Here is an 18397-nt window from a genome sequence, read left to right as displayed (position 1 = left end):
TCAAGGTCGAACGTCAGCGAAAAAATCTGAGGCTTCCCAGCTTGCAGGAATTCTCTTTTTCATTTGATCGCAGAACAATCAAACTTGATGGCATCAATCTCTCCTGAAGCAACGTTGTATTCACTCACCTGAAGAAATGAACACATATAGATCCTTTCTTCATTTTGGAGGAAAACGTAATTTCCTGTTGCTGTCTTGATCTCGTATCCCTGCTCGGCAAGATCAAGAATTGTGAGTCTCCTATCCGCAAGACTTGTTGATGTCAATGAAGCGAATAATACGAGAGCCGATACTAGAGTCTTCATTATATTCCTGTATATTTCAATTGTTGAGGCCTTAAACTCCGCACAGTTTATCATATTGAATAATTATCTATCTCTGTCAAAAATTTTAAGTCGATGTTGTTAATTAGCACGCACGGGAACACGTCTCTGTCATCGCCAGGCGAGGTGGGAATTAACGAAGAATATCGTTCCGCCATAAGTCCATGACGCGGCACCGAGAGCACCGAGAGCATGGAAGAAGGGGGCTTTTCCGGCTTTGTTGCAAACTTTTCGCTGGAACCAAGCTTGGTTATTGTCGAATTCACGTCCTCATGCCGTAGATAGCTCTCATATTGCAGTCGTTCAGCGCAAGTGAGTAGTCCAGGATTTATTTGTCTTAGCACCAATTACGGTAGGGATCGCCAGCATGGATTTGCGCACGACATCAAGGAACGCTGCGCTGGCGTTCTCCATCAAATGCCAACGATCTGCGACCTGCACAGCATGGGGCAAAGCATTGGCAGCGGCCTCACGATATCCTCCGCCTCTATCACTTGAAACAATCGGTTTTTCGGGGGGCTGAGCAAGGAACTACCAAACTGTCGCGATCTCCCGATCAGGCAGAAGTTTGACAATCCTTCGCTTCTCAAGACCACATACGACGGTGCCATAACGGTGATTGCGGCAGAAAGCGCAATCGTCAATTCAAACGGCGTTTAGAGCATCATCCGGCACCATGGATTTTCTTCTCACCGCACGCATGAGTGTGTCATTGCTAACTGGGATCATCAAGCGTTTGGCAAAAGCTGCTGCGTACCGCCCTCCCAGAGCCAACCCGGGATGATGCACCACGGTATCAAGTGGGGCGGTTCGACGGCTGCGCTCCGCAACGATAATCTCTCCAAACCTTTCGACGAATATCCGGCGACGACAAACTGTCATCTCACAGATGAAGCGCCTTGTTGATAATTGTAGTTGGACCTTGGTCCCGCCACAAGGAAAATCAGCAACTATCCGAACGTAGCGGCTATGAACAAGATCTGACTTTCGGTTGCATAAAGGGCAGGACCGTCGATCGGCGTTAGCTCGCGCTCAAACAATGATAACCCCGTTGTCCTCGTCGGGACTCTCAACAATCAATCCCGACGGGATCAGGGACTACAGACGAAACTTGGTCGCCATGAGCTGATCCCTTTCTGATAACCGCGTCAGTTTCCACCACGAAATCATCAAATCTGAGTCAGACCCGATATTCCGTTCCGATTAACATGAAGAACTCACTTTTCGAACAGAATCGTTGTTTTGGTGATCCAAATTTAGCTGCCGTACGTATTGGCTAGCGAATGCGTATAAAATTGAATTGGCAGGCGTCTAACCAGTCATTCGTCAGTTGCACGCAATTACTTTACCGCGGGGCCGGATGTTAATCATGTACAACTAATTCATAAAATAGCGTTTTTTTTTTTCGGTTTAATCGATGTTGACAGACAGTATCTGTATCTTTGAAACGGCCGATATAAGAATGAGAAAAAATCAGATATCAAGCAGCCTGGGGATGGGAATTTAAAAACAAATGTTTATGGAAAATACAAAATCTACGAGCCACCCACCGGTTAAAAACGGAAGAATTGGTGTTTTACTTGTGAACCTGGGCACGCCGGATGGGACTGACTACAAATCAATGCGCCGATATCTCAAAGAATTTCTAACGGATAAACGCGTCATTGAATGGTCAAGACTTTTTTGGTACCCAATATTGTTTGGAATTGTGCTCAACACGCGTCCAGGAAAGGTTGGCAAAGCCTACGCATCGATTTGGAATGATGAGCTCAACGAGAGCTTTCTTCGGACTTATACAAGAAAACAAGCCAATCTCATTGGGGGCAGACTGGCAGAGAACCCAAATATTATTGTAGACTGGGCAATGCGCTACGGGCAGCCTTCTGTTAGTTCGCGTCTTCACCGTCTACACGACCAGGGCTGTGACCGTATACTCCTCTTTCCGCTATACCCTCAATACGCAGCTGCGACCACGGCGACTGTTAATGATGAGGCCTATAAAACTCTACTTAAAATGCGCTGGCAGCCAGCACTACGAAGTGTTCCGCCATATCACGACGATCCGTCCTATATTGACGCGCTCGCCGTCTCCATTGAACGTCATCTATCCGCTTTAGAATGGGAGCCAGAGCGGGTGATAGCGTCGTTTCACGGTATTCCTAAAAGTTATTTTGCCAAAGGGGACCCATATTATTGTCAGTGTCAAAAGACTGCACGACTTCTAAGAGAACGCCTTGGGTGGTCGCTGGACAAATTGATGATTACGTTTCAGTCTCGCTTTGGACCAGAAGAATGGCTCCAGCCATATACTGACAAAACTATCGAGAATTTAGCGAAAGAAGGGGTCAAACGAATAGCTGTTGTAAACCCTGGCTTCGTCTCCGACTGCTTGGAAACCCTTGAGGAAATTGCAGAAGAGGCTGCAGAAATATTTGTGCAAAATGGTGGTGAAAAGTTTTCTCATATTCCATGTCTTAACGATTCTGATTTGGGGATAAGGGTTCTTGAAAACGTCGTGCGTCGTGAATTAGCGGGCTGGTTGTAGAATAAGACAATATTACTAAGGAACTAGCCTTAGTTTGCGATCAAAGTCGAAGTTACTTCAGAGGTGCTCTCCGAATTTGTACCATGGAGAACTGGAATTTTCCGGGTTCAAGGCTCAAAGCGGCGGGGATGCCGTTGAGCCATTGATAAGCGAAATCGGCATCTTATTGCCAATGGCACCGTGTGGTCGGAGCTCGTTATAGATCTTATGAAAGCTCGCCGCGGAGCTTGATAATTTGCCTCCGCTTTCCATGGTGGATTATCATGCGCGCTGAAAGTGTAAACGTCTGCTACGTCGCCCTTGAAACCAGCCAACGCACATGGCTGATCGGTTATCTTCTGCTCTGCTCAGATATGGTGCAGACTACGGCAGTTGCCGGCGGTTTGCCGGAGCTCTTCTGTCGGCGCTTGCAAAAATCGAAACCCTGACGGGAGTTTGGTCGCAGGCGGAATGCGCCCCCCGGATCGATGCGGGTCTGCTTTGAGGCAGGCTATGACGGCTTCTGGCTGGCCCGTCTTCTCATGGATTGCGGCTTTCAGACTACAATCCTCGACCCATCCAGCTTTCTGGTTTCACGACGAGGCCAACCTGTGGTGACAGACCGCGTCGATGTTGAAGCGAAGGCGTATGTGCTTTGAGACAAGTCAGTTTGTCGACCTGTACGGCTCCCTACAATTGAGGAAGACGACGCCAAGCGTCTTTCTCTACGTACACAATTGAAGAAGGAGCGCAGGCGACACGTCCATCGTATCCGCTCATTGCTTGTTCTCCACGGCATTCTCTCTGTTTCTGGCCTTTGGGGAGTACGCTGGAAAGAGGCGCTTTCGAGTATCCGAACTGGCGACGGCAGGGAGTTCGGGCGCTTCATCTTCCGTGAGCTTTGCCGCCAGTGTGAACGGCTGGATCTCGTGCACTCGCAGCTTAAAAGTCTGGAGAAGGAGCGCATTCAGGTTTGCGAGATCGAAGGAGCTATCAACTGCGGTTCGAAGATCAGGATTCTCAAGCAGCTTGATGGAATCGGCGAAGTGGACAGGCCAGTCTCATGCTCCTTCTAGATCCTGATAATCTGTTCTTTTGTGGAACCGTGAACACTTCATCCTTCCGTCTCTGAACTGCCCTCCTTGTCGTGACGGACTCTACCAAATTTTGAAAGAAACCTAGGGGCTCAGGTCAATCCGCTTTTACCTAGTCGAAGATACAGTCAATTTTTGCTTTCAGTTGCTTCGTGTTTCCCCGTTCCGGAACAAAGGGTAAGGCGAAATCCATTCGGAGACGATGCTTATAATGGTGTGTTCAAACCGAAAGAACTTTTTTGCTTCTAAAGCATCTGACAGTTGCTGCGAGTCATTAAGCGTGATCCCAATACGCTTTCTAACAAGGATATTCTGGCGCACTACATTTTGCTTGCATTTTAAGACGGTGATGGAGATCATGAGCTAGCAGCCAGAAGGGTGGCTGATATTGCAAGGATGCTTGAATAGGGCAGAACTCGCGAACGCTGATATTAATCTATAATACTGCACTATCTCGCATATTCTTGATGCGAGTCGTTAACCAAAGAACGCCAATAAAATTGCAAGTTCCTCGGTGTTGGCGTTCAATAGCTTTAAGAACTGAGGGTAATCGCTATGCCATTCAGAACAGCAGGCAGACGTGGTGCATTCTCACCAACTGACATTAAATTGCTTCAGAGCGCATATAATGGCGCTAATGAGCTACTTGGCCATTCTTCCGCCAAAGATGAAGAGCTTGACCGATCGTCCGCGTCCTAATTCGCCTTTTTGAAAACGGTGAACGAGATCCCCATGTAATTGCAAAGCGCTGCGTCAAAATCAGCAAGCTAATGCCACTAAAAATGAGAATGTGCTATGCCGTTTCGTTCCGATCCGTTCATAGGAACATACAACCCGGACCAACTGCGTAAACTGCAGAGAGCCTATGACGAGACTTGCAAATTGCTCGAGGTCGTCTTTGAGCGAATCCGAAGCAAGAAAACTGGCAAAACGAATATACGGCATCTATGACAGTGGGATCGAAGACCCAAGTGCGATAGCCCAGATAAACAAGCACGCTGAAAGCATCTAAGTTCGTTGGATTGGCTGATGGCTTAGCGGGAGAGTGGATCCAGCAGGCAATTGATCACCCCCGGATAAAATACCTTGTAAGGTGCGGCCCACACGTTAGGCAATAAAACCCTTCTGCTCTAAGGTTTGGTGCGCGGCTTAGCGTCAAGATCCAACAGGGTTATAATATTGGGTTGGGCTGCGACGAGATCAGCTATGGTATAATTGGACAATACTCGGAAAAATGCACTCAGCGCTTCGCGAAATACCGTGGATACCCCATATTTGTCGCTGGAAGGACAGGCGCCATCCCCTTCAAGATGGTCCGATAATGCGAAATTTTCTTCCGTGATCCTTATCACTTGAAAAAGAGTTATCTCGCCAGAACCTTTAGCCAGTCTGATGCCGCCACTCCGTCCTCTGATAGTTTCAACCATGCCCGCCTGAACAAGGGGATGAAGGATTTTGAAGAGGAAAAGATCTGAGATGCTATAGACACGCGCGATCTCTGAGACCCGCGAGATATTGCCCTCGTTTGTCGCGCAATACATAAGAAGACGGACAGCATAATTAGATTGCTTTGTTAGACGCATCGCTTTTTTCTGAGTCCTAGACACCAGTGGCTCTGAAACGAAATGCAAAGTTACAGTTTGAAACGCGTGATGTAAATTAGAATCGTTAAAAACTGCGACTATGAGCGTTTGCGCTGGTCATGGTAATTGGACAGGAACACAAAATTCGCTACTATAGAACGGTGTTTGTCCGAAGGAAGTTTGGCAACTTTTTTATTTCGAGTTCGTTCCATGACTAATAAACAATACGGCTAGAAGGCAATGCAATAACCGAATTGAATTCGTTGCAAACCATTGATTCTATGAGGTCATCGACCGGCGGTTTGTTTTCTCGCTCGCAATAGAGGTTGGCGCCAGAATAAACACCGCGAAGGGCTAGCTGCGGCCTATGGGGTAATATTACTGTTCTTCGTCACTTCTAGGTGGTAAGGCTGTCGGGAATGTTGCAAGAACGTTCACGGCTTTGTGTTTATCTCTTCATCTCGAGTGCCGGATTACTGGTTGATGCAGGCGCCGGCCTGGATCTTTACGCCAATGATCGTTACGAACTGTGGGGAGTGTAATGGCTGGAGCGGCAGCACCTTCCACCTTCCTTGAACAGTCAGGCTGCGTAAGGTCTGCTGTTATGGTCTGATCTTTTCCTTAGGCCGGTGGGAAACGAGGTTGAAAGTTGTAATTCATTAACCGCGTCGGAGCGTCGATGCTCATCAGCGCTCTCCCATCCCAAGGGTGACCTTCTTTGCACCCAGGCGCCTGAGAGACAAGGCCACCACGAGTATCGCAATGAGTGCCGCGCTAGCCACGATGTAGGCCGCTGAATTCCAGCCAAACCGTTCCAGTACACCGCCAATAGCTGTCGGACCAAGAATCTGCCCCAGATTGTTGCCTTGAATAATCAGGCCCAGAACAATTGGAGCCAACCCTGCCGAAGGCGCGACAATTGACGCGGAGGACAGCAGGATTGCCGGAATGACACCGCCGACAGTCGAGAACAACAGGCACAGGCCGAAGGCAGCACTGTCGGGCAGGTAGGGGAGAAATATCCCGAAACTGGCCAGTCCCATCACGAGGAATGCAACGATCAGCAGGGCCGGGCGGCTAAAGGCTCTGGAGAGGAGCAGGCCTGCCGTCAGATTGCCGATGACGTTCACGGCTGCGGCAAGTGCGCTGAGCAATCCAGCCGTCTGGTGCGTGACCTTCAGGCGCTCCATTAGCAGTACCGGCAGGAAGCTGAAGACAGCAAAAAACACCAGGCTGTAGAGCGCAAAGGTGATCGCCAATGCGACAGCACCTGAGTTGCGCGACACAATTATGCTGTCGCGGCGCAAGCTGCTCCAGGATAAGAACTGGTTTCGCCCGTGGGCAGGAATGACAAGTCCAACACCCATGCACATCGCCAGCGCAACCGCGCCGCTTGCCCACCACATCGTCCGCCAGTCCTCGAAGACCGGCCCAACCAACATCGCCGTCGCCATGCCGACAGGTATAAAACAACTCCAGAGGGCGAAGGCCAGATCACGATCAGCTGGTTGTGTAACCTCTTCGAGCAATGAGGGTGCAGCAACGGTCACCAGCAGGAATCCCGCCCCTTCGACAATGCGGCCAGAAAACAGGATTGGCAGCCCCAGTGTCGCCGCGCCAAGCGCCGCGCCGGCTGTCGTAATCAAAAGCCCGATGATGAGAATGCGCCGCGCACCGAAACGCGCGACAAACGCACCGGTCGGAATGCCGCCCACAAGACCAACGAGCGCAAATATTCCAGCCAGCCAGCCGATCGCCGTCAGGGCGATACCAAAATCACTCTGCAAAAGTGGGGCTGCAATTGCCGCCTTGCCAACCTGCAAGGCGGCCGCAATCCCGGCGCCAACGATGACGAATACTGCGGCCCAGCGCGTGGACATTGCTTTGTTTATTGACGGCAGCATCACGACGCCCTTGCCACGCGACCGGCTACCATGGCGGCAGTGATCTCCGCGATATGCCGTCCCTGAAAGCGTGCGCCCGCAAGCTCGTTGTCACTGACCGCACGCTGCCCTCCCTGTCCATCATCGGCCAGGGTCGATGCACCATATGGCGAGCAGCCCGTGATTTCGTCCATCCGCATCTGGCCCTTGAAGCTGTAGGGCAAGCCGACGATCATCATGCCGAGGTGAAGCAGAACAGTCTGGGTGGACAGGATCGTTGTCTCCTGTCCTCCATGCTGGCTCCCGGTTGAGGTGAAGACGCCGCCCACTTTTCCGACCAGCTTGTCCTCAAACCAGAGCCCACCGGTCTGGTCGAGAAAGTTCTTCATCTGCGATGCCATATTGCCGAAACGCGTCGGTGTCCCGATGATGATGGCATCGTAATCCGCAAGCTCTGCTATGGTTGCGACCCGCGCGGATTGATCGATCTTGTATCCGGCCCTTGCAGCAACTGATTCGGGAACAAGCTCAGGCACGCGCCTGATCGCAGCTGTCGCACCCACCTCTCGCGCGCCACTCGCCACCGCGGAAGCCATCGTTTCGATATGCCCATAGGAGGAATAGTAAAGCACCAGCACTTTCGTCATCTCGTCGGCCTCGCGTTAATCTAATCGATCATAAGGTTGCATCAAAACGACGAGCGTAATAAGTGATATAAAAATGCTAATGATGATCACAAGGATAGATCATGTTGGATGCCCTGACTCTCGATCAGATTCGGACTTTCGTGACCATCGCCGATAGTGGCAGCTTCCGCTCTGCGGCTCAGAAGCTTTCACGTGTCCAGTCGGGTGTGAGCGCCACCATCGCCAATCTTGAGAACACACTTGGCGTAAAACTGTTTGACCGTTCCGGATATAAGCCCGCCCTGACTCCGGAGGGATATGTATTGCTTGGTAATGCACGCGACATCATTCTGCGCGTGGACGTGTTGCGCGCCCAAGCGTTTGGCTTCGCACATGGTGTGGAAACCCAGCTCGCAATCTCGGTCGACACACTCTTCCCGATGCGGGCGGTCGCACACGCAATCTCACAGATGCGACATGATTATCCTGCTGTTGCCGTTCGGGTGTGGTCGGAAGCGATGGGCGGTCCGCTCGATGCGCTTCGAAAGAGCCGCTGTGTGCTTGCGATAATGGTGGGTGAAGAGTTCCGCGACCCTCACATCAAATTTGAGCCGCTGACAACTGTACGTCAGGTCTCGGTCGTCGCTTCGACCCATCCGCTGGCGTTGCGCCAAGCGGGTCATCCACTGGAGGTGATGGATGTTGCCGATCATCTCCAGATCGTTCTGACCGATCCATCCGACATATCGGCGGGCCGAGATTTCGGGGTCTTTTCGTCACAGACCTGCCGAGTCAATTCACAGGACACCAAACACCATCTGATCCTGGGGGGCGCGGGCTGGGGGCGGCTCCCGCATTGGCTCGTTGAGCTGGACTTGGAGCAAGGAACGCTTGTGCGCCTCAATGTCAGCGCCATGGGCCACACTGGCGAAGTCACGTCGAGTGCCTATGTCGCCTACCGCCGGGACGAGGCACTTGGGCCCGCAGCGCAGAAACTTGCCGAACTGCTCATCAGCCAGGAATATGGTGAACAGAGGGAGTGAGAAACTCCAATTTAAAGTTCCCACATCCTGGCCCGCCTGATGCGCCCGGCCCGTACTCCGCTTTCGCCGCGCGGTTTGCCTTGGCTTCATTCTCCGGCGTGGCACGAAGGGTTCGCGAGTGCTAGGCTGGGACGCTCTTGCAATCCGGTCTCGCAGACTACTGTTCTGGAGAGTTTCTTCTCAACAAGTTTTCCGCCCCATTGCGAACAATCGCTTCCCGGCGCGGGGGAATGACTTCTTCGAAAATCGGTTCATTGTTTGCTCGATGATGTTCTCGTAAGACTGCATAGGAATCTGTCGAAGAGGCATTTATGTCGAAAGAAGGTGCGCGCGGCGAACCCGCCGACCGCTTTTCCATGGTGGTCAGTATCATCCCTCTCACCGTGCGGGCGTTATCCTGGGCGTAAATACTCGGTATTGATGTCTGGGGAGTGGACGGCCTGAAAATTTCATCTTGCCCTTGCCACGGACTTCGCCGAACAATTGCCATTGCTGCCGGCGTCCGATAAGTGAAACTGCAACTCAGTTACTTCACGTCAAAAATTGAGAGCTTCAGGTTTTCTAGGGGGCGCTATGCCTATTTATGAACTGGCAGCCTTAGGAGCCGCTATATGCTGGGCTCTGACCGGTCTGATTTCCGCTGGACCTGCCGATCATCTCGGTGCGTTCACATTCAATCAGATGCGCCAGCTATTCGTTAGTTTTGTGCTGATAATCTATGTGGTGGCGACCGGAACCTGGCATCAACTATCCTTTGCCACTGCAATCCCTCTCTTCCTTTCTGGCGTGATCGGCATATTCCTTGGCGATACCATGCTCTTTGCTACCCTCAACAGATTGGGGCCTCGCCGCGCAGGGATTTTATTTGCCATGAATGCCCCGATCGCCGCGTTTCTCGGATGGGGAATTCTGGGCGAGCAACTGACGCTTGGGTTGGTTGCTGGTATCACCCTAACGATTGTCGGGGTCTGCTTTGCGATATTTTTCAATAGTCGCCGTGTGATCACTCATGCGCTCGAAACGGTCCATGGTTCCTGGATGGTGGGAATATCATTGGGTCTTCTGGCTGCGACGGGTCAAGCGGTTGGATCCATCATTGTACGACCGGTAATGGAAAGTGGTATTGATCCATTCCTCGCTTCACTGCTCCGCGTTGGCACGGCGGCTTGCTGCCTTAGTGCTCTCTCCGCATTTCCTTTTGCAGCTGTGCGGCCACGTAATCGTTTATCTATCCAAGTGGTATTCATGACTGCGCTGTCGGGCATTCTCGCGCTGGCCATGGGTATGACGTTGATGCTGTTCGCTCTTTCAGGTGGAGAGACGGGTATAGTTTCGACGATTTCAGCAACAACGCCAGTCATTATTCTTCCAATGTTATGGCTGAGGACCGGTCAGAAGCCGAATACAGGAGCTTGGCTTGGGGCTATATTTGTTGTGGCGGGACTTGCACTCATCTTGTCCCGTTGAAGCTTGAAGGGAGGCGTGACCAGATTTGTTGGTTCAGAGAGTTTGCTTTAGGTCAAGGACGGCCTTCGTTAATCAGGGTAACATCTAAATGACGACGGGTTGCCGAGATGGAGAACCCTCGAACGTGAACCTCTCAAAGCTGTCTCATGGACGCTGCCACAGAACCAGGGCGTTGGTCCCAGCGAATAAAGGGGAGACAGAACCGTGTTTCATGAAATTGCCATGGGCAGAGCATTCGCCCAATGCGATGGCGCTGTCAGAACATTCTCCCAGAATTATAGTGTGGTGAGCGAAGGTGATGAAATTCGCCGCGTTTATATGGTCAATTCTGGAATGCTGAGGGCTTTCCGGTTCTTGTCAGATGGCAGACGACAAATAACGCATTTCTTGTTCCCCAACGACTTGATCGGGCTGATTGATAACGATTCCTATTCCAAAAGCGTTGAGACTGTTGTGCAAAGCAAATTGACGTCTCTATCTCAATCCAAACTGCAAGAGTTTATCAGCTGCAATGAAGGGGCGCGGCTGGCCTTGCAGAAAGAAACCCGAAATTTACTAAGAAGATCAAACTCCTTACAGGTTATTCTGGGACGGTTGTCATCAGTTGAGAAGTTATCTTGCTTTATCCTCCTTCTCTACCAGCAAAAACCTCTACAACAAATTGTTCACATACCAATGCCACGGCAGGATATAGCTGACTTTTTAGGGATGACCGTTGAAACCGTGAGCAGGAGTTTCACAAGACTGCGCAGACTTGGACTGATTGTCTCGCGTGATCCAAGCTCGATAAAAATCTGTTCTGTATCAGCGCTACAGCAGGTGGCCGGTAGATTTGTCCTAACAGGTTCGCCTTGCCGGAATGTCCGTGCTGGGATATCGACCAACATTTAAAATCGGCTCTGGTGTTATGGTAAAAGAGTTCCATCAATTCAAAGCGATTACCAATCCAGTTCAACCCGGCATGTGCTTTGCAAGGCACCTGTAATCAGTAAAATTCCATGCCGTTCATTGCTGATCGGGCGTCTCGAGTGATTTGGCGGCTTGGAGAATAAGCATCACCTCCTGCGTTCCTGTCGCAGGAGACCTGCTATTTCATAATCGCAATTTTTGATTAACGGCTGCGATCAGCAACACATGATGCAGCCCCACAACGACATGGAGGGTGTCACGTCTAAGCGGACGGACGTGCTGGCGGGCTAACGCTGATAAAAATCAGAGCAAATGGGAGCATGAAACGTGAAAAGCAAGCCTCGATAGACAACCACCGCTGTGCCATTGCGGGTTTTGTTACCCGTCTAAGGTACTGCTTCGGTCAGCGTTCAATCAGTAACGGAAATTGTGACGTCCCAGCGGTTTTCCGGTGCAGGCCTATTTGTCTCTTCGCAACTAACAATGATGCGTTTATTCCTCTTCGTATCTTCGCGCCACTTTGCACTCAGTGGTAGCGTACATTCCGTCACAACGGTTTTGTCATCAAGGGACGGAAACAGGAAATTCGTACCGTTTTCGATGTTGCTGTTGTTGATAAAGCGCGCAGCGACCTGAGCGATTGCATCAAGATCCTGCCGATATGAGCGTGCCTGTCGTTGTTTCTCAGCGGATATGGCATGACAGGTCCGCAGATTGTTGAGGCCAAAGCGTTGGTGGCAAAAAGTCTGAATTTCTTCAATACGAGACAGGGATAAACTCTCGTATATTTCAACGTCGCATTCTCCACAGACCATCGGGTTTTCAAAGAATATTTGTGGTGATGGCCGCTGTTTAATAAAAAAACTGTAATCGGTGCGATGTTCACGATGCCTTGTTTCAAACCCGGTCAGCAACAGGGCTGCACCGAAAAGCGGGAGCAATGCGATGGATAAATTCAGAACAATTCTCTTCATAAATACGAGTAGAATCCGGTGAACAGTGAAATCTTTTGCTGTCTACGATGGTCTCGATCTCAGATCAAATGCAAGTTGTTCGAGCCCATCTCGCAATCGAGTACAGATTGACATCCAGCGAGCGAAGATCTGTCATACGGACAGGCTTATAAGGACGCATTGCAACCTGCAGAAGCAACCCTTTGGTAGCGCTTAATGTCATGAAGTTGTGTTCAGGGCCATATCGAACGGGCAAGCCGTTCACTATCAAATGGCACAACAGTGTGTCATCGCGCAGATCATCGAACGTGTAGCGAGCGTGGTCGTAATTCACAACGAACAATCCGGTGCCTCATTCCCAATCAAAGGCGTAACGGAACAATTGTGACAAGCAACAGGCAAGTTTGTTAGCTCGGATGGAAGTTTTCCCTGCGCTCACAGGGGGGACGCATGGCTTTGAGGAAATACGAGGTTCCATCGGCGATACGATATGAGAACTCGCCTCTATGTTTTTGATCTACTTCCCGCAGCGTTGCGGGAACAAGGTCACATCAAATTGCTGCGCACCAAGCGTCGGATTCCTCTGAGGCTCAGTCACGATCATGGCCCGAATAGAGCATGGTCCGGCAATGACCCGATACTGATGGCGCTTCTGATAAATCACTTTTGTGATTGGATGAGCAGGAACCAGTTTGGCAACCGCTTCGATGACGGCAGTCATCTCTTTTGCTCTTTGGTAATTCGGAGCGATGGCAGCGTCAGCAGCGGATGACAATGCGCACAAGCCAACAAGGGCGGTAACAATGGATTTGAAATACATGCTCATCTCCTTAATTCAACTGTCTGAAGCCTCAATCATGGCCGGAAAGCAAGTGCAGACCCTGTTCGTGTCGCACAAGCAATGATCGCGTCACATTGCCTTGCACCGCTTTTCTCTCTTGAAGATAAAGTGACGGCCCCATTATGAGGTCGGTAAACCTGGATTTAAGTGGGAACTTTTCGCTCTGCTTGGTGGACGTTGCGGAGTCCGCACTCGCCGTATTGTCGCCTGGCTTTAAACTTTCACGCATCGCAAACCTCGTGAGGTCGGCGTCGAATTCAAAGCTGGTGGGGCTTTGGTTTCGATGTAGACGCCGATATCAGGTCGTCGACCCGGGACTATTCTGTTCGGCTAGAAAGCATCTGCGCCGCAACTTGAGCGTGATCGACCGCGATACGATCACGATTTCGCCCTTGAAGAGGCTTCGAAATCTGACACCGTTGTAACCGTGTACGGATTATTGGTCACCTTGGAATTTAAGCTTCTCGTAGGCTAAGAACAGGTCCGTCACGAGCACCCCATTAATCTTCATTCCGGTTAAATCAGCATCCTCAATGCTCGAGTTTGCCAATGTAACACCTGTTATAGACAGTCCTGATAGATTGGCGTTTGTGAGCGTGGCTGCTGATAAGTTCACGTTATTAAAGCGTGAGCCGGCAAGGTTGATGTCGTCAAAAATTGTTTCGCCCAAATTGGTGTCGGTGAATTTGGCTTTTGTGAGTACCGCATGAAATTGAGCACCCGCAAGGTTGACGCCATCGAAATGCGTACCCGTCATGTCAGCTCTCTCATAATGCATTCCCTGCAACTGGGGGCCATCAAAAGAGTCCTTTTTTTCTCGGTCGTTCATCGTCGCTGGCTCCAGGTTAACGTTCTCGATGATAAGAATGCTCGATTCCTTCGTGTTTGGCCATCATTGCTCATGAATGGAACGTGCTGAAACTAACGCCGACCATGCATATCCAATATGATTTCACGATCATAATCGCCAATTCTGCCTGCTCGACTTGTAAAGTCGGATTGTCACGCATCATTGTGCTGCGAGGTGTTTACTCTAGCCTTCAACCATTCAATCAGCCTGAATGCATTATCGCTGGGGGTTTTTATTCGGCTTTGTAACCAAATAGCATGATCACGTGGCAGTCGCCTTTCACTAAGTAAAACAAGCCGGCCGCTCCTGATTTCTTCCGCCGCCAAAAACTCGCTAACTAGTGCCACTCCCAATCCTTCGAGCGCAGCATGGATTATAGCTGTTGCTTCGCGAAGACGCAGAATCAGACCCGAATTTGAAGCTTCAGCAAAGAGCCCATCTGATTGCCATCTGCTCCAGTCGGAACCGAACGTGCCTATCTTTGGTATTCCCTCCAATTTATTGCCGTTGTTTCTAACCTGCTCGGCCAGTTCAGGCGATGCAACAAGGACAAGGCGATCAATCCATAGGAGTTCACTGTCGGGAGGAGGCGCTGCAGGTGATGCGCTCACAAGACTGAAATCCACCGATGAACCAGCCTCTCCTCGACCGGTACCTATAATCTGAAGCATGATGGTGGGGTGTAAAATACGAAATTCACGCAGACCAGGCAGGAACCAATGATGAAGAATTGAGCGGGCGCAAGCGACTGTGACCGGTGTCGTTTCAAGTGATAAGGCGTTGGTGGCTTCGAGAAGCTCCTCCAGTATTCTGCCCAGGTTAGTGGCAAATTGCCTTGCTTCCGGCGTTAACTGGATTGTCGCAGCGTGGCGCTTGAAAAGTTCACGTCCTAAGTGCTCTTCGAGCTGGCGCACTGCCTGGCTAACCGCTGACTGAGTGACGTTCAACTCCTGCGCGGCAGCTGTAAAGCTGCCGAGGCGCGCAGAGGCTTCAAAAGCGCGTAGAGATGGCAAGGGCGGAATATGTCGTGGGTTCATCGCCCATTAGTAGCACTAATCGGTAGGATAACAAAACCCCGTTCGACTGGTAACCCGCATTCGAGGTATTAATACAACTTCAAGAAATCACTGATGCCTGACGCTGGTTGTGACAAGACCCCAAACTCCGCAAAGGTTGCAAAATTGGTTAAACCGACCCTCCTTCTTGCTTGCGATTTTTCAGACCGATTCAAGGATATCCTCTCAGAAAACTACAGAATATCGTCGCCCGCTGCGGTTCAACAGATGGAGGTGGCTGCAATCAGGTTTGACGGTGTTGAAGCCCTGGTCACAAAAGGCGGAATAAAACAAAATCAGCAGATTATCGATGCTTCACCTGATCTCGGAATGGTTGCCTTCTTCGGCACCGGTTTCGAGGGTATTGATTTGGCAGCTGCATCAGCACGGGATCTGGTTTTTACCCACAGTCCCGGTGCCAATGCTTCAAGCGTTGCGGATTTCGCTATGGCGCAAATTTTGGCTTCGACACGTCAGATTCTTGCAGCAGATCGCTTCGTTCGGGACGGAAAATGGGTCAGCAATGCGCTCGTCAGCATGCCCGCGGTTGCCGGTGTCAAAGGGGCAAAGCTTGGAATATTTGGACTGGGCGCGATTGGTTGCAAAGTGGCACAGCGTGCTGCCATCTTTGAGATGGATATAGGCTACTTCAGTCGTGCACGCAAAAAGGAACAGCCCTACCGATATTTGCCAAGTCTTGAGCAATTGGCTGACTGGGCAGATATCCTGCTCGTTGCTGCTCGGGCAGATTGCAACAATCGCCACATCATTGGGAGTGATATAATCTCACGATTGGGAACAAGTGGCTATATTGTTAATATAGCGCGCGGTTCTTTGATAGATTCAGCCGCCCTTGCAAAAGCGCTTGAACAAGAAGCCATTGCGGGGGCTGCTCTTGATGTCTTTGAGAACGAGCCTCATGTCTCCGAACGCCTATTGAATGCCCCCAACCTGATCCTTTCTCCGCATATTGCCTACGCAACGGTTGAAGCGCGTGAGGCTCAGGAGGATATGGTACTTGCGAACCTGAAAGCATATTTTGCAGGTGCTGCTGTTCCTAATCCAGTCATCAAAGTTTGATGCGGTCACTCCCTGCGATGTGTGCTATGTTCTTCGCCTCCCAAGGCCTCGGGAGGCAGGATCGGAGCGCGCTGAGATCACGGAGAAGCTTCATCAAAACGCCGAAGGCCCTGGTGCGATTGTACGCACCAGATCAATATGAAAGTCATATCGGTGATCGCAACCAGAATGGGTCCGCGAGGGTGTCATAGAGCGCACATGATGACCACTGGCAGTGATGGTGCTGCTCCTTCAAAGTTTTTCTTAAGTGAAACTGTGTCGTTTCGGAGTACGTTACCGCTGTTCTATCTATCCAAGTTGATACGGTCAGTGGGCCGAAAGCGGCTGGCGAGCACCGTCAGAACCAGACACAAAGCAGCCATCAGCCACCAGGCAGGCGTGAGGTCGGCGAGGCTCTGCCTGATAATACCCGCAGCGAAAGGAAGTGATGCCGCAAGGACGTAGCCACCGCCCTGCACAAAATTAACGATCGCGCCGGCTATCTCATCCTTGGTGCCATGGTCGAGAGCAGTGATGAGAGAAAGCGGAAACAATGCGCCTATGCCAAAGCCAGTGAGTATAGCGGCGGGCCATGCAAGAGCGACCGGCGCAAGACACAAACAGATTAGTCCGGCCAGCAGCGAGGCTAGTGCCGTCAACAGCATCCAGCGCCGATCTTTGATTTTGCTGACGAGCAAAGATACTGCAATTCCTGCTACCACTTCCGCTGCGGTCAGCAATCCTAGGATCGCCCCTGCTGCTTTGGCCGACCACCCCAACTGCGTGTAAAATGGTGGAAGCCATGCGAGAACCAGCGTGTAGGCGCCGGTGGCCAGTCCAAAGAAGACCAGGAGCGCCCAGGCGCGGAGACTCTTGTACGGGTTTCCTGGTGGCCTGGAAGATACTGATCCCACTCCTTCGCCAAGTCTCACCCACAATATAATCGCAATGATTGCGGGTATGGCCCATACACTCAGCGCGATTTGCCAGGAGCAAAGATCCGAGATCCATGGTGCCGCACTGCTGGCCACAAGTGCTCCACCCATAATAGCGGTTGAATAGATGCCCATCAGGCTTGCGGAGCGTTGTCGGCGCTGTGTTCTGATGACAATGGGCATGAGTGCCTGCACGATTGCGATTCCGATCCCACCGGCAATTGCCGTGATGAGGAGTTGCGCGGAACCCGGGGCGAACGCGCGCGCAATACTGGCAAGAAATATGAGAATAAGCCCCACAAGGATATCATTACGGTCAGTCAAAACTCTTCTGAGCCTTGTTGCGCCTAAAAGACATACACCCATCAGCACCACAGGCACTGTCGTCAAAAGGCTCGCTAAACTGTCATTGAGTCCGGTATTTTCCTGAATGACATCCATCAAAGGGCTGACAGATGCTAGTATAGGCCGGAGGTTCAGGCCGGCCAGAACGATACTGAGCGAGAATAAAAATGGGCGAACGGAATGCGACATGCCCTTATGCATCTCCTTGCAAATAGGGATTAGAGAATATATCTCTACGTAGAGATATTCAGTTCGTTTAGGTATAAAGTATCTCTACGTCAAGATAGGTGGGCGATGGATCGCGCAAAATTTGCGGCTACTCAATGGGCAAATGAATTGCCCGATCTCAAAACAGGACCAATGGTTCTGCTCGGGCGTCTGGGAGAGACAGCGTTGGTGATAACGCGAGACAGGGTGAATCCGCTCTTGGAAAAATTCGGGCTGCAGCCCGGAGAGTTCGATGTTCTTGCCACGCTAAGACGCAGTGGTGCACCCTATGCCCTAACGCCGACCGATCTTTACGAAGTGGCGATGATTTCGTCAGGAAGCATGACGAACAGATTGGATCGCCTGGAGAAAAGTGGCTTCATTGAGCGTCGTCCTAACCCAAATGATAAGCGCGGCTCAATTGTCGCGCTGACTGCGTCCGGAAGGAGGGTCATCGAAAGCGCTATACTCAGCCATGTCGATAATCTGGCCGCGATTGTTCAGGGCCTGAGCGACGACGAGCAGGCGGCACTCTCAACTTTGCTCGAAAAACTGCTCGCCTCGCAGTTGAACCAGCCGTGACGATGACAGGGTTTTGTGAGAAAGGAAGCTGGCCTCTCGGTGCGGACCATGGGTGCATCCAAGAACCGTTCTGCCGTGCTATGGTTAGCGCGGGCTTGTTTGGAATGAACTCCTATCC

Annotated in this window: 16 protein-coding genes and 1 pseudogene; 7 read left to right on the top strand and 10 right to left on the bottom strand. The window is 51.1% G+C overall.

Annotated elements, in window-relative coordinates:
- Nucleotides 1-559: 559 nt before the first annotated feature.
- Nucleotides 560-1418: pseudogene (locus tag CEV34_RS27790) on the bottom strand (ISL3 family transposase); the annotation flags it as partial.
- A 418-nt stretch (nt 1419-1836) separates the two neighbouring features.
- On the opposite strand from CEV34_RS27790, the gene hemH reads away from it, so the two are divergent.
- Together hemH and CEV34_RS27450 are read left to right on the top strand one after the other, a co-directional pair.
- Nucleotides 1837-2868, top strand: a complete 1032-nt coding sequence (gene hemH / locus CEV34_RS20745) for a ferrochelatase (RefSeq protein WP_007880918.1) — start codon at nt 1837-1839, stop codon at nt 2866-2868.
- A gap of 467 nt (nt 2869-3335) precedes the next feature.
- Entirely contained in the window at nt 3336-3506 is a 171-nt protein-coding gene (locus tag CEV34_RS27450; protein ID WP_235819136.1) for a hypothetical protein, read from the top strand.
- Between the two features lie 1565 nt (nt 3507-5071).
- Here the strand turns inward: CEV34_RS27450 and rirA are convergent.
- The 3 genes from rirA to wrbA all read right to left on the bottom strand — a co-directional run bounded on the left by rirA (nt 5072) and on the right by wrbA (nt 8054).
- Nucleotides 5072-5524 carry an iron-responsive transcriptional regulator RirA gene (gene rirA / locus CEV34_RS20735; RefSeq protein WP_007880914.1) on the bottom strand — a complete coding sequence of 151 codons (453 nt, stop codon included), beginning with the start codon at nt 5522-5524 and terminating at the stop codon, nt 5072-5074.
- A 686-nt stretch (nt 5525-6210) separates the two neighbouring features.
- Entirely contained in the window at nt 6211-7404 is a 1194-nt protein-coding gene (locus CEV34_RS20730) for an MFS transporter (protein ID WP_235819135.1), read from the bottom strand.
- A 23-nt stretch (nt 7405-7427) separates the two neighbouring features.
- Nucleotides 7428-8054, bottom strand: a complete 627-nt coding sequence (gene wrbA / locus CEV34_RS20725; RefSeq protein ID WP_007880910.1) for an NAD(P)H:quinone oxidoreductase — start codon at nt 8052-8054, stop codon at nt 7428-7430.
- Nucleotides 8055-8155: 101 nt separating this feature from the next.
- Here wrbA and CEV34_RS20720 point away from each other — a divergent pair, with 101 nt between their 5' ends.
- The 3 genes from CEV34_RS20720 (at nt 8156) to CEV34_RS20705 (ending at nt 11434) form a co-directional block, all read left to right on the top strand.
- A complete protein-coding gene (locus tag CEV34_RS20720; RefSeq protein ID WP_007880903.1) occupies nt 8156-9076 on the top strand; it encodes a LysR family transcriptional regulator in 921 nt (306 codons plus the stop codon).
- Nucleotides 9077-9649: 573 nt separating this feature from the next.
- Complete coding sequence (locus tag CEV34_RS20710; protein ID WP_094544419.1) at nt 9650-10543, top strand: DMT family transporter; 894 nt, start codon at nt 9650-9652, stop codon at nt 10541-10543.
- A gap of 204 nt (nt 10544-10747) precedes the next feature.
- Entirely contained in the window at nt 10748-11434 is a 687-nt protein-coding gene (locus tag CEV34_RS20705; protein ID WP_007880899.1) for a Crp/Fnr family transcriptional regulator, read from the top strand.
- Between the two features lie 428 nt (nt 11435-11862).
- Here the strand turns inward: CEV34_RS20705 and CEV34_RS20700 are convergent, their stop codons facing one another.
- From CEV34_RS20700 to CEV34_RS20685, 5 genes are all read right to left on the bottom strand, one after another.
- Nucleotides 11863-12426, bottom strand: a complete 564-nt coding sequence (locus tag CEV34_RS20700; RefSeq protein ID WP_007880898.1) for a hypothetical protein — start codon at nt 12424-12426, stop codon at nt 11863-11865.
- 496 nt (nt 12427-12922) lie between these two features.
- On the bottom strand, nt 12923-13225 hold the full coding sequence (locus CEV34_RS20695; protein WP_007880897.1) for a hypothetical protein: 303 nt from the start codon (nt 13223-13225) through the stop codon (nt 12923-12925).
- Nucleotides 13226-13256: 31 nt separating this feature from the next.
- Nucleotides 13257-13475, bottom strand: a complete 219-nt coding sequence (locus tag CEV34_RS26825; RefSeq protein ID WP_143853458.1) for a hypothetical protein — start codon at nt 13473-13475, stop codon at nt 13257-13259.
- A gap of 207 nt (nt 13476-13682) precedes the next feature.
- Complete coding sequence (locus CEV34_RS20690; protein WP_094544418.1) at nt 13683-14075, bottom strand: pentapeptide repeat-containing protein; 393 nt, start codon at nt 14073-14075, stop codon at nt 13683-13685.
- A 173-nt stretch (nt 14076-14248) separates the two neighbouring features.
- Complete coding sequence (locus tag CEV34_RS20685) at nt 14249-15109, bottom strand: LysR family transcriptional regulator (RefSeq protein WP_064322859.1); 861 nt, start codon at nt 15107-15109, stop codon at nt 14249-14251.
- Between the two features lie 117 nt (nt 15110-15226).
- Here CEV34_RS20685 and CEV34_RS20680 point away from each other — a divergent pair, with 117 nt between their 5' ends.
- Nucleotides 15227-16231 carry a 2-hydroxyacid dehydrogenase gene (locus CEV34_RS20680; RefSeq protein WP_094544417.1) on the top strand — a complete coding sequence of 335 codons (1005 nt, stop codon included), beginning with the start codon at nt 15227-15229 and terminating at the stop codon, nt 16229-16231.
- 284 nt (nt 16232-16515) lie between these two features.
- On the opposite strand, the gene CEV34_RS20675 is transcribed toward CEV34_RS20680, so the two are convergent.
- Nucleotides 16516-17679, bottom strand: a complete 1164-nt coding sequence (locus CEV34_RS20675; RefSeq protein WP_094544416.1) for an MFS transporter — start codon at nt 17677-17679, stop codon at nt 16516-16518.
- Between the two features lie 105 nt (nt 17680-17784).
- Here CEV34_RS20675 and CEV34_RS20670 point away from each other — a divergent pair, with 105 nt between their 5' ends.
- Nucleotides 17785-18279 (top strand): MarR family winged helix-turn-helix transcriptional regulator, encoded by a 495-nt coding sequence (locus CEV34_RS20670; RefSeq protein ID WP_064322857.1) that lies wholly within the window; start codon nt 17785-17787, stop codon nt 18277-18279.
- The last annotated feature ends 118 nt before the right edge of the window (nt 18280-18397 follow it).

It is taken from the genome of Brucella pseudogrignonensis, assembly GCF_002252525.1.
Lineage (GTDB): Bacteria > Pseudomonadota > Alphaproteobacteria > Rhizobiales > Rhizobiaceae > Brucella > Brucella pseudogrignonensis.
Note: the sequence above shows the minus strand (reverse complement) of the source record. Positions and strands in the feature narration are given on the sequence as shown.

What these genes read in the sequence shown, in the direction of transcription:
- CEV34_RS20690 (WP_094544418.1), bottom strand. Translation starts at nt 14,075, where the DNA reads ATGAACGACCGAGAAAAAAAGGACTCTTTTGATGGCCCCCAGTTGCAG.
- CEV34_RS20680 (WP_094544417.1), top strand. Translation starts at nt 15,227, where the DNA reads ATGCCTGACGCTGGTTGTGACAAGACCCCAAACTCCGCAAAGGTTGCA.
- CEV34_RS20720 (WP_007880903.1), top strand. Translation starts at nt 8,156, where the DNA reads ATGTTGGATGCCCTGACTCTCGATCAGATTCGGACTTTCGTGACCATC.
- CEV34_RS20710 (WP_094544419.1), top strand. Translation starts at nt 9,650, where the DNA reads ATGCCTATTTATGAACTGGCAGCCTTAGGAGCCGCTATATGCTGGGCT.
- CEV34_RS26825 (WP_143853458.1), bottom strand. Translation starts at nt 13,475, where the DNA reads ATGCGTGAAAGTTTAAAGCCAGGCGACAATACGGCGAGTGCGGACTCC.
- wrbA (WP_007880910.1), bottom strand. Translation starts at nt 8,054, where the DNA reads ATGACGAAAGTGCTGGTGCTTTACTATTCCTCCTATGGGCATATCGAA.
- CEV34_RS20730 (WP_235819135.1), bottom strand. Translation starts at nt 7,404, where the DNA reads ATGTCCACGCGCTGGGCCGCAGTATTCGTCATCGTTGGCGCCGGGATT.
- CEV34_RS20700 (WP_007880898.1), bottom strand. Translation starts at nt 12,426, where the DNA reads ATGAAGAGAATTGTTCTGAATTTATCCATCGCATTGCTCCCGCTTTTC.
- CEV34_RS20675 (WP_094544416.1), bottom strand. Translation starts at nt 17,679, where the DNA reads ATGTCGCATTCCGTTCGCCCATTTTTATTCTCGCTCAGTATCGTTCTG.
- CEV34_RS20695 (WP_007880897.1), bottom strand. Translation starts at nt 13,225, where the DNA reads ATGTATTTCAAATCCATTGTTACCGCCCTTGTTGGCTTGTGCGCATTG.
- CEV34_RS27450 (WP_235819136.1), top strand. Translation starts at nt 3,336, where the DNA reads ATGCGGGTCTGCTTTGAGGCAGGCTATGACGGCTTCTGGCTGGCCCGT.
- CEV34_RS20670 (WP_064322857.1), top strand. Translation starts at nt 17,785, where the DNA reads ATGGATCGCGCAAAATTTGCGGCTACTCAATGGGCAAATGAATTGCCC.
- rirA (WP_007880914.1), bottom strand. Translation starts at nt 5,524, where the DNA reads ATGCGTCTAACAAAGCAATCTAATTATGCTGTCCGTCTTCTTATGTAT.
- hemH (WP_007880918.1), top strand. Translation starts at nt 1,837, where the DNA reads ATGTTTATGGAAAATACAAAATCTACGAGCCACCCACCGGTTAAAAAC.